Origin of the sequence: Micromonospora sp. NPDC092111, assembly GCF_044755745.1 — a bacterium.
In the GTDB taxonomy this organism is placed as follows: domain Bacteria; phylum Actinomycetota; class Actinomycetes; order Mycobacteriales; family Micromonosporaceae; genus Micromonospora.
This window is the reverse complement of the sequence record NZ_JBIVRQ010000007.1, coordinates 188,270-203,068: the sequence shown is the minus strand read 5'-3', so window position 1 is coordinate 203,068 and position 14,799 is coordinate 188,270. Positions and strand designations below refer to the sequence as shown.

14 protein-coding genes are annotated in these 14,799 nt (G+C 74.2%); 6 read left to right on the top strand and 8 right to left on the bottom strand.

Annotation, left to right across the window (positions count from 1 at the left end; genetic code table 11):
- The first annotated feature begins 312 nt into the window (after window positions 1–312).
- The 3 genes from ACIQG9_RS16790 to ACIQG9_RS16780 all read left to right on the top strand — a co-directional run bounded on the left by ACIQG9_RS16790 (window position 313) and on the right by ACIQG9_RS16780 (window position 4,049).
- Window positions 313–2,157 (top strand): glycoside hydrolase family 15 protein, encoded by a 1,845-nt coding sequence (locus ACIQG9_RS16790; protein WP_400402910.1) that lies wholly within the window; start codon window positions 313–315, stop codon window positions 2,155–2,157.
- Entirely contained in the window at window positions 2,157–2,936 is a 780-nt protein-coding gene (locus ACIQG9_RS16785) for an SDR family oxidoreductase (protein WP_400402907.1), read from the top strand. Before ACIQG9_RS16790 ends, ACIQG9_RS16785 begins: the two co-directional genes overlap by 1 nt.
- Window positions 2,937–3,104: 168 nt before the next feature.
- Window positions 3,105–4,049 carry an NAD(P)/FAD-dependent oxidoreductase gene (locus tag ACIQG9_RS16780; RefSeq protein WP_400403221.1) on the top strand — a complete coding sequence of 315 codons (945 nt, stop codon included), beginning with the start codon at window positions 3,105–3,107 and terminating at the stop codon, window positions 4,047–4,049.
- A gap of 66 nt (window positions 4,050–4,115) precedes the next feature.
- On the opposite strand, the gene ACIQG9_RS16775 is transcribed toward ACIQG9_RS16780, so the two are convergent.
- The gene (locus ACIQG9_RS16775; RefSeq protein WP_400402904.1) at window positions 4,116–5,411 is read right to left on the bottom strand and encodes a cation:proton antiporter; all 1,296 of its coding nucleotides are present in this window, start codon (window positions 5,409–5,411) and stop codon (window positions 4,116–4,118) included.
- Between the two features lie 104 nt (window positions 5,412–5,515).
- Window positions 5,516–7,639, bottom strand: a complete 2,124-nt coding sequence (locus tag ACIQG9_RS16770; RefSeq protein WP_400402902.1) for a SpoIIE family protein phosphatase — start codon at window positions 7,637–7,639, stop codon at window positions 5,516–5,518.
- A 200-nt stretch (window positions 7,640–7,839) separates the two neighbouring features.
- Here ACIQG9_RS16770 and ACIQG9_RS16765 point away from each other — a divergent pair, with 200 nt between their 5' ends.
- Window positions 7,840–8,715, top strand: coding sequence for a hypothetical protein (locus ACIQG9_RS16765; RefSeq protein ID WP_400402899.1), 876 nt, complete (start codon window positions 7,840–7,842; stop codon window positions 8,713–8,715).
- 63 nt (window positions 8,716–8,778) lie between these two features.
- On the opposite strand, the gene ACIQG9_RS16760 is transcribed toward ACIQG9_RS16765, so the two are convergent.
- A complete protein-coding gene (locus ACIQG9_RS16760; protein ID WP_400402896.1) occupies window positions 8,779–9,144 on the bottom strand; it encodes a DUF6401 family natural product biosynthesis protein in 366 nt (121 codons plus the stop codon).
- Between the two features lie 164 nt (window positions 9,145–9,308).
- Between ACIQG9_RS16760 and ACIQG9_RS16755 the strand changes: the two genes are divergently transcribed.
- Window positions 9,309–9,770: a hypothetical protein gene (locus tag ACIQG9_RS16755; RefSeq protein ID WP_400402894.1), complete on the top strand. Its 462-nt coding sequence runs from the start codon at window positions 9,309–9,311 to the stop codon at window positions 9,768–9,770.
- A gap of 210 nt (window positions 9,771–9,980) precedes the next feature.
- Here the strand turns inward: ACIQG9_RS16755 and ACIQG9_RS16750 are convergent, their stop codons facing one another.
- Window positions 9,981–10,193: a hypothetical protein gene (locus ACIQG9_RS16750; protein ID WP_282272823.1), complete on the bottom strand. Its 213-nt coding sequence runs from the start codon at window positions 10,191–10,193 to the stop codon at window positions 9,981–9,983.
- A 161-nt stretch (window positions 10,194–10,354) separates the two neighbouring features.
- Between ACIQG9_RS16750 and ACIQG9_RS16745 the strand changes: the two genes are divergently transcribed.
- The gene (locus tag ACIQG9_RS16745) at window positions 10,355–11,890 is read left to right on the top strand and encodes an MFS transporter (protein ID WP_400402889.1); all 1,536 of its coding nucleotides are present in this window, start codon (window positions 10,355–10,357) and stop codon (window positions 11,888–11,890) included.
- Window positions 11,891–12,321: 431 nt separating this feature from the next.
- Here ACIQG9_RS16745 and ACIQG9_RS16740 read toward each other — a convergent pair whose 3' ends face one another.
- The 4 genes from ACIQG9_RS16740 to ACIQG9_RS16725 all read right to left on the bottom strand — a co-directional run bounded on the left by ACIQG9_RS16740 (window position 12,322) and on the right by ACIQG9_RS16725 (window position 14,776).
- The gene (locus tag ACIQG9_RS16740) at window positions 12,322–12,585 is read right to left on the bottom strand and encodes a hypothetical protein (RefSeq protein ID WP_400402887.1); all 264 of its coding nucleotides are present in this window, start codon (window positions 12,583–12,585) and stop codon (window positions 12,322–12,324) included.
- Between the two features lie 224 nt (window positions 12,586–12,809).
- Complete coding sequence (locus tag ACIQG9_RS16735; protein WP_400402884.1) at window positions 12,810–13,271, bottom strand: SRPBCC family protein; 462 nt, start codon at window positions 13,269–13,271, stop codon at window positions 12,810–12,812.
- A 51-nt stretch (window positions 13,272–13,322) separates the two neighbouring features.
- Window positions 13,323–13,739 (bottom strand): DUF2795 domain-containing protein, encoded by a 417-nt coding sequence (locus tag ACIQG9_RS16730; protein ID WP_400402882.1) that lies wholly within the window; start codon window positions 13,737–13,739, stop codon window positions 13,323–13,325.
- A 53-nt stretch (window positions 13,740–13,792) separates the two neighbouring features.
- Window positions 13,793–14,776: a YihY/virulence factor BrkB family protein gene (locus tag ACIQG9_RS16725; protein WP_400402879.1), complete on the bottom strand. Its 984-nt coding sequence runs from the start codon at window positions 14,774–14,776 to the stop codon at window positions 13,793–13,795.
- Between the last annotated feature and the right edge of the window lie 23 nt (window positions 14,777–14,799).

Sequence of the window (14,799 nt, the reverse complement as noted above, 5' to 3'; positions counted from 1 at the left end):
CCCTGGTCGAGGAGTCCCGCCTGGCCCGGGTAATGCGGCCCTGGTCGAGGAGTCCCGCCTGGCCCGGGTAATGCGGCCCTGGTCGAGGAGTCCCGCCTGGCCCGGGTAATGCGGCCCTGGTCGAGGAGTCCCGCCTGGCCCGGGTAATGCGGCCCTGGTCGAGGAATCACGCCCGGCCCGGGTAGCCGCGGCCCGGTCGAGGAATCACGCCGGGTGTGGTAATGCGGCCCTGGTCGAGGGATCCTGCCCGGCCTGGGTAACGCGGCGCCGGCCGAGAGGAATGCTGCCCGGCACGCCCGGGTAAGCCGGGCCGTGGACAGCGGACGGATCAGCGACCACGGATTCCTCGCCGACGGGCGCAGCGCCGTGCTGGTGGACCGGGACGGCTCGGTCAACTGGTGGTGCCCCTCCCGCTTCGACGGCCCATCGGTCTTCGGCCGGATCCTCGACGACCGGGCCGGGCACTGGTCGATCGCCCCCGAGAGCGACGCCCGGGTGGAGCGTTCCTATCTGGACGACACCCTGGTGCTGCGGACCGTCTTCACCACCGACAGTGGGGTGGTCGCGTTGACCGACGCGCTGGCGTTGGAGCCGGGGGCCCGTGGGCACGACATCGGCCTGCGCTCGCCCCGGGTGCTGGCCCGGGTGGTCGAGGGGCTCTCCGGCGAGGTGCCGGTGCGGATCGACTACCGGCCCCGGTTCGAGTACGGGCAGGTCACCGCGTACCTGATGGAGTCGTCCGGGTCGATCGACGCGGCGGCCGGCGCCTGCCGGCTGAGCCTGCGGTCGGACCCGCCGCTGACCTGCCGGGACGGCAACGCCACCGGGCGGGTCACCGTCCGGGCCGGGGACACCCTCCGGTTCACCCTCGGGTACGCCCCGACCTACGACGCTGCCGGTCCGGCGCTGCCCGACGCGGACCGGGTGGTGGCCGACGCGGTGGCCGGTTGGCGTTCCTGGGCCGGTCTGCACGACTACCAGGGCCGCTACCGGGACCAGGTGCGGCGCAGCGCGATGGTGGTGCAGGGCATGACGTACCAGCCCAGCGGGGCGGTGGTGGCGGCGGCGACCACCTCGCTGCCGGAGGAGTTGGGCGGCGACCGCAACTACGACTACCGCTTCGTCTGGGTCCGCGACTTCAGCCTCACCCTCCAGGCGTTGTGGCGGGCGGCCTGCCCCGACGAGGCGAACCGGCAGTTCTCCTGGGTGGCCCGGGCGATGGGCCGGATCGACGACGGCCGGGTGCCGATCATGTACGGCGTGGAGGGCGAACGGGACCTCACCGAACACGCCCTCGACCACCTGCGCGGGTACGCCGACAGCCGGCCGGTGGTGGTCGGCAACGACGCGTGGAAGCAGCGGCAGACCGACGTGCTCGGCGAGATCCTGGACGCCGCCTGGCTGATGCGGCACTACCTGGACCCGATGTCGCCCGACGTACGGCACCTGCTGCACGCGCTGGCCGACCAGGCGGTGCGGGACTGGCACCGGCCGGACGCCGGCATGTGGGAGGCGCGCGACGCCGAACGGCACTACACCTCGTCGAAGGTGCAGTGCTGGACCGCGCTGGACCGGGCGGTGCGTTTCGGGCCCCGGATCGGCGACCCGGCCGACCTGGCCCGCTGGGCGCGGGCCCGCGACGAGGTCCGGGCGGCGGTGCTGGAACGGGGCTGGAACGACCGGCTCGGCGCGTACACCGGGGCCTTCGACTCCGACCGGCTGGACGCCTCGGTGCTGCTCATGCCGCTGGTCGGCTTCCTGCCGGCCGACGACCCGCGGATGCGCGCCACGATCGACGTGGTGGAGCGCCGGTTGTCCCGCGGCGGCCTGCTGCGCCGTTGGGACGGCGACCCGGCGGGCTTCGTGATCTGCTCGTTCTGGCTGGCGAGCTGCCTGGCGCTGGCCGGTCAGCGGGACCGGGCGGACCGGCTCTTCGGGCAGCTCGCCGACCGGGTCAACGACCTCGGGCTGTACGCCGAGCAGATCGACCAGGCCACCGGGGAACACCTGGGCAACTTCCCGCAGGCGTTCTCGCACATCGGTCTGATCAACGCCGCCGGCCGGCTCACCGAGGTCGACGAGCGGCACCGCGACGTCGCGGCACGGTCGCGGCAACCCGTGCCGACCGGCACGGGACCGACGGAGGGAGCACGCTGATGACCGGACGACTGACCGGCAAGACCGCCCTGATCACCGGCTCGGACTCGGGCATCGGGCAGGCCACCGCGATCGAGTTCGGCCGGGAGGGCGCCGACGTGGTGGTGCACTACCTGCACGACCACGCCGGGGCGAACCACACCCGGGCCGAGGTCGAGAAGGCCGGCCGGCGCGCGGTGGTGGTGCAGGGCGACATCAGCGTCGAACACCAGGTGGAGGCGATCTTCGACGAGGCCCTGGCGGAGTTCGGCGCACTGGACGTGCTGATGAACGACGCGGGGGTGGACGCCTCCGGCATCCCTGTCGCCGACCTGGACACCGAGACCTGGGACCGGTGCATCCGTACCAACCTCTACGGCATGTTCTTCTGCGCCCGCCGCTTCGTCCGGCACCGCCGCGACCAGGGCGGCCACGGGAAGATCATCAACATCACCTCGGTCCACCAGGAGGTGGCCCGGGCCGGCGGCGCGGACTACGACGCCAGCAAGGGCGGCATGCTCGAACTGGCCAAGAGCCTCGCCCTGGAGGTCGCGCCGATGCGGATGAACGTCAACAACATCGGACCCGGGATGGTGCTGACCCCGTTCAACCAGGAGGCCATCGACAACCCCGACTACCTGCACGAACAGGTGCAGAGCATCCCGTGGAAGCGGGCCGCCGAACCGGCCGAGATCGCCAAGCTGGCCGTCTTCCTGGCCAGCGACGACGCCGACTACGTCACCGGGTCGACGTACTTCATGGACGGCGGCCTGATGCAGAACCAGGGCCAGGGCGCCTGACCGGCGGCCCGTACCGAGCAGCGGGTCCCACCCGGGGGGAGAACGGCCCCGATGCGCGCGGCGACCCGCGCTGACACCCACCGACCCGCAGCGACGGCCGGGACCGGCCCGCGTCGCTCCCGGCCGACCACCCCGCCGGCCACCTACGATCACCTGGTGGATTCGGGTGTGATCGTGGTGGGCGCCGGCATCGCCGGGGTGGCCTGCGCCGGTGAGCTGGCGCGGGCGGGGATCCCGGTGGAGATCCGGGAACGCGGCCGGGTGCCCGGCGGCCGGATGGCCAGCAGGCGCTTCGACGGCCGCCCCGCCGACCTCGGCGCGGCGTACCTCACCGTCGACGATCCGGACTTCGCCGAGGTCGTCGGGCGGTGGCAGGCCGCCGGGCTGGTCCGCGAGTGGACCGACACCTTCGTCGCGTACGGCCCGGACGGCCGGCGCGAGGTGCCCGGGCCGGTGCGCTGGGCCGCCCCGGGTGGGCTGCGCTCGCTCGTCGAGGAGCTGGCCCGGGACCTGCCGGTGACGGTCGACCGGCTGGTGATGACCGTCGCGCCCGGCCCGGTGGTGGACGGCCGGAGCTGCGCCGCCGTGGCGCTGTGCATGCCCGGCCCGCAGGCCGCGCTGCTGCTCGACCCGGCGCTGGCCGGGGCCACCCGGGCCGCGCAGGGGCAGCGCTGGTCGCCGGCGCTGGCCGGGGTGCTGGGTTTCCCGAACCGGCGGTGGGCCGACTTCCGGGGCGCCTTCGTCAACGAGCACCCGGTGCTCGCCCTGGTCTGCGACGACGGCGACCGGCGCGGCGACGGCGCACCGGTGCTGGTCGCGCACACCACGCCGGAGTTCGCCGCCGGCCACCTGGCGCAGCCCACCGCCGCCGGCCCGGCGATCGAGGAGGCCGTCCGCGACCTGCTGGGCCTGCCCGAGCCGGCCGAGCTGACCCACGTGCACCGGTGGACGTACGCCCGGCCCGTCGGGCCCGGCCCGGACGCCGGGTTCCACCTCGACGACGACGGCGTCGGGCTGGCCGGGGACGTCTTCGGCGTACCCCGGGTGCAGACCGCCTGGCGCTCCGGGCGGGACCTCGGCCGGGCCCTGGCACGGCGACTGGCCGGTGGCTGACCGCTCGTGGTGCGGGTGCCGGTGGTCCCGGTCCCCCAAGCAACCCGGCGGAGCGTGGGGGACCGGTCAACCTCGGACGCCACCGAGCGCCGGCTCGTCCCGCCGGCTCCGCTCCGACGGGTCGCTGGTCCGCTCTCCGGCCCGGTCCAGTAGCTGCATCACCGGGGTGGCCGCGACCCCGTGCACCACCACCGAGACCACCACCACCAGGCCGACCGTGGCCCAGACCAGGTCGGCCTGCGCGAAGTCCGCCTTCGTGGTGGCGTACGCCAGGTAGTAGAACGAGCCGACGCCCCGGATGCCGAACAGCGAGATCACCCAGTGCTCGGCCGGTCGGCCCGGCGCACCGCGCAGCGACAGCCACCCGAACAACGGCCGGATGACGAACACCAGGGCCAGGCCGACGGCCGCCGCCGTCCAGGTGAGCGGGGCCAGCAGACCGGTGATCACCGCACCGCCGAAGAGCAGCAGCAGCAGGACGGTCAGCAGCCGCTCGGTCTGCTCGGCGAAGTCGTGCAGCACGGTGTGGAACTCGTGGGTCCGCTCGGCGGCCCGGATCGCCCGGGCGGCGACGAAGACGGCCAGGAAGCCGTACCCGCCGGCCACCTCCACCAGCCCGTACGCCAGGAAGGTTGCGGCCAGCGCGAGGAAGCCCTCGGCGTGCCGGGCCAGTCGCAACTCGCTCGGGGCACGGAAGAAGAGCCGGCCGAGCAGCCAGCCGATCAGCAGCCCGCCGCCGACGCCCACGGCCAGCTTGTAGAGCACGTCGACGGTGAACCACTGCGCGAACCACCCGGCCGGGGCCAGCCCGCTGCCGGCGACGGCGATGGCGGCGTAGACGAACGGGAAGGCCAGCCCGTCGTTCAGGCCGGCCTCGGAGGTCAGCGCGAACCGCACCTCGTCCTCGGAGTCCTCGACGTCGGTGGGCTCGCCGACCTGGACGTCCGAGGCGAGCACCGGGTCGGTCGGGGCGAGCGCCGCGCCGAGCAGCAGCGCGGCGGCCGGCACCAGGCCGGCCCACCACCAGCCGAGCAGGGCCACCGCCGCGATGCACAGCGGCATCGCGATCGCCAGCAGCCGCCAGGTGGACGACCACCGCTTCCCGCCCAACGGCCGGTCGAGCTTCAGGCCGGCACCCATCAACGCGACGATCACCCCGATCTCGGTCAGGTGTGTGGCGACCTGCGGGTACCTCAGCGGGTCGGGCGCGGGCAGCCCGAGCGGGAGCGCGAAGACCAGCATCCCAAGGCCGAGGAACGCTATCGGCATGGACAGCGGGCGGCGTTCCAGCACCCGGGGAAGGATCCCGGCCAGCAGGGCACCCACGCCTACCAGCGCGAACTCGACGTCGACCAGCTCCACCCCGACCACCTCTCGCCCAGCCCGGGACGCCCGGGCGGAGGTGGGGACTGTGCCCCGTGGCCCGGGGAGCTAAGCCTGGTCGGCGGTCCCGTCCTGCCGGTCGGTCAGGCGGGGAGCAGGATCTCGAACCAGACCGTCGAGCCGCGTACCGTCGGGTCGGTGCCCCAGGCGTCGCTGAGCTGCTCGATCAACCCGAGCCCCCGGCCCCGGCTGCTCAGCGTGTCGGTCTGCGCCCGGGTCACCGTGCCCCGGGTTCCCGAGTCGGCGACCGACACCAGCAGCCGTTCCGGGCTGAGGTCGATCTCCACCCGGGCGGCGGTGCCGGCGTGCAGCAACGCGTTGGTGGTCAGCTCGCTGGTGCAGAGCACCGCCGCGCCGATCACCGCCTCGGGGACCTGCCACTCGGTGAGCTGTGCCGTCATCCAGTGCCGTACCCGGCTCGGCGCGGTCGGCTCGGCCGGCATCTCCATCCCGGCCGAGCGGCTGGGCTTGAGCGCGTGCTCCACCGCGAGCACCGCGACGTCGTCCTCGGTGGTGCCGGCCACCGCCCCGGTGGCCACCGCGCAGAGCGCCCGAGGGTCGCCGCCGGCCGCGCCGGCCACCGCCGTGGCCAGTGCCGCCAGCCCGGTGGTCAGGCTCTGCCGCCGCCGCTCGACCACCCCGTCGCTGTAGAGCAGCAGGGTGTCCCCGGGGCGGAACGGCACGGTGGCGGTGCCCGGCCGGCAGCCCAGCCCCAGCGGCGCGCCGGCCGGCACCTCGACGAAGGTGGTGGTCGCCGTGCCGTCGGCCGCGTACCGCCGGATCAGGGGTGGCGGGTGCCCGGCGCTGGCCAGGGTGAGCTGGCTCCGGTCGGCGTCGATCACCCCGAAGACCACGGTCACGAAGAGTTCCTGGCTGCCGGTCTCGGTGCCGAGGCTGGCCACCAGCCGATCCAGCCCGGCCAGCACGGCGTCCGGGTGCGGGTCGGTCAGCGCCAGCGCGCGCAGCGCCGCCCGGACCTGCCCCATCCGGGCGGCGGCCTGCACGTCGTGCCCGGCGACGTCGCCGAGCACCACGCCGAGGCCGCCGGAGGGCAGCAGGAACGCGTCGTAGAAGTCGCCGCCGGCGGCGTTGCCGTCGACACCCGGGGCGTACCGGGCGGCGATCCGCAGCCGGGGCAGCGCCGGAAGCTGTTCCGGCAGCATGCTGCGTTGCAGGAGCTGCGCGGTGCCGTGCTGGGTCTCGAACCGGCGGGCCCGCTCCGCCGCCTGGCCGACCAACTCCGCCGAGGCGGCCAGCAGCGCCCGCTCCGCCGCCGACCAGCCGTGCGGGGCCTGGTGGCCGACGGAGATGCCGCCACGGATCACCGACGAGCGCAGCGGCAGGGCGGCCAGCGAGCGGATCTTCTGGTCGTGCCGGTCCACCGCGCTGTCCCGCAGCGGCTGGCCGTCCCCGGCGAAGAACGGCACCCCGCTGCGGGCGGTCACCACGACCGGTTCGGAGGTGTCGGCCGGGATAGGCCGCCACAGCGGCGGTAGCCGCTCGTCGGCCTCGTCCAGCAACTCGCCCCGGATCCGCCGGACCGTCCGCCAGGCCGCGCCGTCGTCGACCGCGAACGACACCCGGTCGGCGTCGAAGGAGTGCAGCGCGTAGCGCAGGGTCACCCGGGCCACGTCGTCGAGGGTGAGCGTGCCGGAGAGCGCGGCGGCGAAGTCGGACAGGCTCTGCAACTGCTGGGTGAGCTGGGTGGTCTGGGCGGCGACGGTGAGCACGGCGACCACCCGGCCGGTGCTGTCCCGTACCGGGGAGTGCCCCCGGGTGAAGACGGCGTGGTCACCGGTGGCCGCGAGGTGCCGGTCGACCGGCAGCACCGACTCCTTCTGGAGGAAGGACTCGCCGTGCCGGTAGGCGCGTTCGATCACCTCACCCACGCCCGGGACGTGCCAGAGGTCGGCGAAGACCTCGGGGGCGGGCCGGCCGAGGGCGCCGGGGTGCCGGTCGCCGAGCAGCTCCGAGTACGCCTGGTTGTAGACCATGACGAAGTCGTCGCCGTAGTAGAGCCCCATCGGCACGGGGCAGGACAGGATCGCGTCCACCAGGGCGCGGACCGCCCCGTCCCAGTCCTGCCGGGCGCCCAGCGGGGTGTCGGTCCACGGGTGGGCGAGCACGGCGGCGGCCACCTGCGAGACCGCTGCCGGTCCCGGGGCGGCGGCTGGTGACGTCGGGGTCCGTCCGACCGTGCCTGGCATGTCCGCAGCCTAGCCGGAGCTGTCCCGAGGCGTTCCGATCATGCCCCGCGACGCTCCGGCGGCCCCGCCGGCCGGCGCTGTTCGTGCAGGTCAGGGGGTATTTCAGGAGACATGTCGGGAAATTGCTGATGGTCTGCACGGCGTGCCCCTGCGGTCACCGGGTAACCGGGCGGCGCAGTCCATTGGACAGGAGGGACATCATGCCGGAAACCCTTGCGGTCAGGCAGGTCGACATCGGCACCGCCCTGACCGACATGTGGCGGTCGGTGCTGCTCTTCATCCCGAGGGCCGTCGCGTTCATCGTCATCCTCGTGGTGGGCTGGCTCATCGCCCGCGCGGTGCTGAAGATCGTGGACGCGGCGCTGGAACGGGTGGGTTTCGACCGAGCGGTCGAACGGGGTGGCGTCAAGCGGGCGCTCGAACGCACGAAGTACGACGCCAGTGACATCCTGGCGAGACTGGCGTACTACGCGGTGCTGCTGTTCACGCTGCAGTTCGCCTTCGGGGTCTGGGGCCCCAACGCGATCAGCGACCTGATCCGGGGGGTGGTGGCCTGGCTGCCACGCGCCTTCGTCGCGATCGTCATCGTGGTCGTCGCCGCGGCGATCGCCAACGCCGTGCGGGATCTGGTCTCCGGTGCGCTCGGCGGCCTGTCCTACGGCAAGGTGCTGGCGGACCTGATCGCGGTCTTCATCCTGGCGCTCGGCGTGATCGCCGCGTTGAACCAGGTCGGCATCGCCACCACGGTCACCACGCCGGTCCTGATCGCGGTGCTCGCCACCGTGGCCGGCATCCTGATCGTCGGGGTCGGCGGTGGTCTGGTGAAGCCGATGCAGGCCCGCTGGGACGGCTGGCTGGACCGCGCGGCCGAGGAGTCGCGGGCGGTCCAGGAGCACCGTCGGGCCCGTTCGGCCGGGCAGGGCGACATGAACCGGCAGATGGCCGACCGGGCCGGCGAGCGGACACAGCACATGCCGCGCGTCGACGAGGCCCGGTCGATGGCCGGTGGCCAGGGCACCTACCAGTCCGGCAACGCCGGCGACCAGACCCAGCAGTTCGGTCGTCCGGGAAGCTGAGTGGGCGTCACGGGGGAGGGTGTCCGCGCGTGGTGCGGACGCCCTCCCGTCGTGCCCGGTGGCTCAGGCGCGGTCGAGGTGCCGCGGGTCGAGCGTGCGGGCCAGCGCGCAGACCGCGAGCAGCCGGGTCTGCACCCAGTCCGGCTCGGCCCAGTCGAACGCCCCGCCGGGGAGCAGGCCGTGCTCGACGGCCGTCGCCCGGACCCCCTCGGCGTACCCGGCCAGCGTCGCCGGGGTCAGCGGCCGGCGGTCGCCGTCGAGGCTGTCCCGGACCGCCGCGGCGTGCTGGTCGACCAGCGCGAGCAGACCCGGGCGGGCGGCGGCCACGGCGAGGCCGGGGGCACCGACCGACGCGGTGAGCAGGGCAAGGCTGGACCGCGCCGCGCTCACGGCGGTGCCGGTCGGGCCCTGGGGGTACGGCGCTCGCATGAAGACCGAGGCTAACCACCGGGTAACCGGGGTGCCCTCGGCCGCTCGGCCGGTCCCGGGTCCCCCTCCGGCCGGTCGGCCTCCGCCACCGGGATTGACCCGGCCCACGGCGGGCAGAAGGAGAACCGCGCGCACCGGGCGCGTTCGGCACCACGGAGGTACGGATGGGACAGCACGAGGACGGCCCGGACCGCCGGCACCGCCGGCCCGACGGCGTCAGCGACCAGACGGTGGCCGCGCTGGGCCGGCTCAGCGAGGCGCTGGAGACGGTGGAGCGGGCCCGCGGGCACCTCTACTCGATGCACCAGCTCATCGGCCACGCCGACCTGATGCTCGACGACGCGGTGGCGCAGTTGCGCGCGGCCGGCCACCACGGGATCGCCGACCGGGTCGTCACCGAGCTACTCGGCCGCAACGTGATCGCCGGGCGCTGGACCTTCCAGATCGTCGAGGACTTCGACGACAGCTACTACGACCTCTTCCGGACGCTGGACCGCGAGGCCCGCGACGAGCTGGTCGGCGGCCGGCGGCACCTGTACGAGGCGGAGATGAAGGAGCGGCGGCGCACCCCTGGCCGGCCCGGGCACGAGGCCCGCCCCGGCGGGACCGACTCAGGTGACGGGTGACCCGAGCAGGACGGTGCCGGCGCAGGGCAGGACCTTCAGCCCTGCCGGCGCGCATCCCTGCCTGCGCGCATCCCTGCCTCCGCGCATCCCTGCCTGCGCGCATCCCTGCCTCCGCGCAGCCCTGCCTGCGCGGCTTCGTCGGGGTCGTCAGCGGTGGGCGCGGGAGGGACGGGAACGGTGACGTTCCGTCGGTGGGACCGATGCCGTCCGTCAGTCGGCGGAGGTGGCGTCGGCCGGGCGGCGACGGCCGGCGTCGTCGGCGATGATCACGGTGGCCACCATGAGGGCGACGCAGAGGCTGAACAGCCACGAGTCGTCGGTGGCGAACCTGGCGGCGACCGGGGCCTGGACGGCGGCGAGCAGGAAGCCGAGCCAAGCCAGGCGGCGCTGACGTGGGGTGAGGAAACCGGAGCCCTGTTGCATCCCGAAAGTCTTGCGCGATCACCCCGGCTTGCCGTCCCCCGAACGGTGGATTCTGGATGTCCTGTCCGGATTCCTGCCCGTCCGGGCGTGGCATTTTGCCGATTCGGTGGAGGCGACGGTCACATCGACCCGTTCTCGTTGATGCGGCAGGATGGGGCTTCGTGTCCGCTGCCCCGCCCCGTGCCTCCCTGCTCCTCCTCGCCTACCTCGCCTTCGTCAGCCTCGGCCTGCCCGACGGGTTGATCGGCGTCGGCTGGCCGTCGATCAGCGCCGACTTCGACGTACCGACCGGGGCGGTCGGCCTGGTGCTCACCGCCGGCACCGTCGGCTACCTCACCTCCAGCGTCCTCGCCGGGTTCACCCTCGCCCGGCTCGGCGTGGGCCGGCTGCTCGCCGGCAGCACCCTGCTGGCCAGCCTGGCGCTGACCGGGTACGCCTCGGCCCCGGCGCTGACCGTGATGATCTGCTGCGCGCTGGTGCTCGGCCTCGGCTCCGGCGCCATCGACTCCGGCCTCAACGCGTACGCGGCCGGGGCGTTCGGCCCGCGCCACATGAACTGGCTGCACGCCTTCTTCGGCCTCGGCGTGGCGATCGGCCCGCTAGTCATGACCGCGATGCTCAGCACCGGCGCGGGCTGGCGCTGGGGGTACGCGGTGACCGCCGCCGCCCAGCTCGCCCTGGCCACCGCGTTCGCGTTCACCGTCCGGGCCTGGCGGGAGCGGCCGGCGGGTACGACCCCCCGACCCGCCCCGGCCGACGCCGGGCCGCTGCACGCCGACGACCCGGCGATGCCGGACGGGCCTCAGGACAGCCCGATCCCCGCACCGGCCGGTCCGGCCGTGGACGCCCGGCCGCCGTCCGGTCCGGCCGTGGACGCTTCGGCCCTGGGCGGTCCGGCCCTGGGCGGTGCGGCTGTGGACCGTGCGGCCGTGGCTGGTGCGGCCGTGGGCGGTGCGGCCGTGGACGCTTCGGCACTGGGCGGTGCGGCCCTCGACGATCCGACACCGCACGATCCGACACCGCACGATCCGGCATCGCATGTTCCGGTACCGGCCGCTTCGACGCCGGATGGCCCCACGGCGGGCTCCGCGGGGCAGGGGGAGTCGGTCGCCGTGCGGGTGCGGGAAACGCTCCGGCTGCCCGCCGTCTGGCTCGGCGCGCTCGCCTTCGCCGTCTACGTGGCGATCGAGGTATCCGCCGGGCTCTACGCGTACCTGCTGCTCACCGAGGGGCGGGGGCTGGCCGGGGCGACCGCCGGGATCTGTGTCTCCGGGTACTGGGGCAGCCTGTTCGTCGGCCGGGTGGTGCAGGGGCTGGTCGCCGAGCGGCTCGGGACCGGGCGGGTGCTGCGGGGGAGCCTGCTGGGGATGGCGGCCGGGGCGGTGCTGGTCGCGCTTCCCGCGCCGGCCTGGGTGACGGTTGCCGGTCTCTTCGTCATCGGTTTCGCCGCCGCGCCGGTCTTCCCGCTGCTCACGCTCACCACCGCCGAACGCGTCGGGGCGGCGCACGCCGACCGGGCCATCGGCGTCCAGATCGGGGCCGCCGGGATCGGTGCGGCACTGATCCCGGCCGGGTTGGGAGTACTGCTCGGCGACATCTCGGTCCGACTGCTCGGCCCGGTGCTGACCGTGCTGGCGGTGGCGCTGCTGCTGGCGCACGCCGCCGCGACCCGCCGCCCGACCCCGCCGGTCGCCTGACACTCCGCCCGACCCCGCCGGTGGCCTGACACTCCGTCTGGCCACGCCCGGTGGCCTGACACTCCGCCTGGTCCCGGCCGGTGGCCTGACACTCCGCCTGGTCCCGGCCGGTGGCCTGACGACTCCGCCTGGTCCCGGCCGGTGGCCTGACACTCCGCCTGGTCCCGGCCGGTGGCCTGACACTCCGCCTGGTCCCGGCCGGTGGCCTGACACTCCGCCTGGCCCCGCCCGTCCCGTGAGCGACGCGGCCGCCTGACGTCGGGCGCTGCCCTGACCCGCGTTGATCGACTCCAGATCGCCGATATGGCGGCATCTGCGGACCGGGATACCGCCATATAGCCGAAACGGAGTCCGGGACCTAACCGGCCGGCCGGCGGCGGCGGGCGGCGGCGGGCGGCGGCGGGCGGCGGCCGGCGGGGCCGGCGGGGTGGTCACATGGTGTCGGGGCCGGTGCGTCCCGTCGTGGAGGGGCGGTAGGCGCGCTCGGTGTCGGTCATCTCCCGCCGCTCGGCTGCCGGGCCGGCACCCCGGTCCACCGGCTCGGCACCGTGCCCGAAGGCGGCCTCCTCGCCGGCGTCGTTGGCGGTCGGATCGTCGCCCTGCCCGTCGATGGTGGACCGGGCGATGGCCCGGTCCAGCTCCTCCAGCGGCGTCTTCTGCTCGTCCCGCCAGACCCTGTCGTCGTTGTCCGTCATCCCATCGCGGTACCCCCGGCGGATGATCGCAAACGGCCACCGGCTGTACGGAGTGACTCGTTGACGCCATCAGCTCGACAGCGTCCTAACGGCCACACCGGATCCCCCGCCCAGCGCATCGCCAACCGCCCCTGGCCGGGCGGACCGGGCGTCTCCGGCTCGATCGAGGACGGCCGCCGGGGCGATCCGGCGGCCGTCGGTGGACCTGGTGTCCGGGGGAGCGATCAGGGCTGCGGACGGTCGACCGACCCGCGCCAGGCGCCGGTCTCCTGACCACGCCGCTCGATGAACTGCTTGAACCGCTCCAGGTCGCCCCTGGCCCGGCGGTCGACCACGCCCAGCTTGTCGCCGGCCTGCTCGACCACGCCGTGCGGCGCGAAGTCCATCTGGAGGGTGACCCGGGTGTTGTCCTCGTCGAGCCGGTGGAAGGTCACCACGCCGGCCTGCTGGGTGCCGCCGGTCGACTTCCAGGCCACCCGCTCGTCGGGGAGCTGCTCGGTGATCTCGGCGTCGAACTCGCGCGTGACCCCGGCGATCTCCACGGTCCAGTGGGTCATCCGCTCCGACAGTTGCCGGACCTCCTGGACCCCCTCCATGAAGTGGGGGAACTCCTCGAACTGGGTCCACTGGTCGTAGGCCGTCCGCACCGGGACGGACACGTCCACGTGCTCGATAACTCCGCTCATCAGGGATCCTCCTCTACCCGCTGGTGGCTCGCCGGATCGTGGTCGATCCGGTCACCAGCGCGTCGTCTCGTTGCGGTGTCCGAGTGCGGCCCACACCTCGGACACCGTGCGGTACCGCGTACCGTCGGGCAGCCGTTCCAGCGCGGCCACGAGGTCGTCGGGCGCCTCGTTCTCCCGGGCGTTGGCGACCAGCGCCGTCCGGTCCCCGGGCAGGGCCGTCATCGTGATGAACCGGCCCAACCGGCTGCGCGCCTCCACGTCCTCCGAACTCATCCCCTGCGGGGTGCCGGTACGCAGGTCGCCCGCCGGCGCCGTGGTGGTGCCCGGCTGGTCCTCGCCGGAGGGTTCGGGGTCGCGGAACTCCTCGGCGCGCGAGCCACCGATGCCCGGCCCCTGCACGAGGCCGCTCACCTCCTGGCTCATCTGGTCGTCGATCCTCGGTCCGTGCTTGCTGCTGCCACGTTCCATGCCCTGTGTGCTACCCGCGCCGGCCCCCCGGAAACGCCGCACCCGGCACCCGGTCACGAACCGGCGGCGGCCTTCGGCGGGAGCACCGGCTGGCCCGGGTCCGCCGCGCCCGCCTGCAACATCCGTCCCCGCTGCAACTCGGCGTTGATCTGCACGCCGAACATCAGCGCCGAGTTGGACAGGTAGAGCCAGACCAGGAAGGCGATCACCGCGCCGAGGCTGCCGTAGGTGACGTCGTACGAGCCGAAGTTGGCCACGTAGAGGCCGAAACCGAACGAGGCGACGACCCAGCAGACCAACGCGACCGCGCCGCCCGGGGTGAGCCAGCGGAACCGGGGCTGGCGGACGTTCGGGGCGATCCAGAACAGCAGCGACAGCAGCGTCATCATCACCAGCGCCAACACCGGCCACTTCGCGACGCTCCACACCGTGCGGGCCAGCCCGCCCGCGCCCACCAGGTCGCCCACCGCGTCGGTCACCGGGCCGCTGACGATCAGGGCGACGGCCACCACGGCGAGCAGCAGCAGCGACAGCGCGGCCAGGCCGATCTGCAACGGGCGCAGCCGGTAGAACGGCCGGCCCTCCGCCACCCCGTAGATCGCGTTCGACGCCCGGGTGAACGCGCCGATGAACCCCGACGCCGACCAGAGCGCGCCCAGCAGACCGAAGCTGAGCAGCACCTTCGCCCCGCTCTGCTGGTCGACCACCGTCCGGACCACCGAGACGAAACCCTCGTTGCCCACCACCGCACCGGCCCCGATGTCCCGGGCCAGCTCCAGCACCGTGTCCACGGTCCGCTCCCCGTCGGAGACCAGGCCGACCAGGGCGACCACCACCACCGTGGACGGGAAGAGCGCCAGCACCCCGTAGTAGGTCAGCGCGGCGGCCCAGTCGGCGCAGTTGTCCCGGACGAAGCTGCTGGCGCTGCGGACCAGCACCCCGCGCCAGGTGGCCCAGCTCAACTGGCGTACCCGCCGGGGCACCCGCAGCCCCGGCCGGCCCTCGGCGACCGCGGTCGGCTCCGTCGTCGCTGCCATGTCCCGCTCCTCGTCGCCCGGTG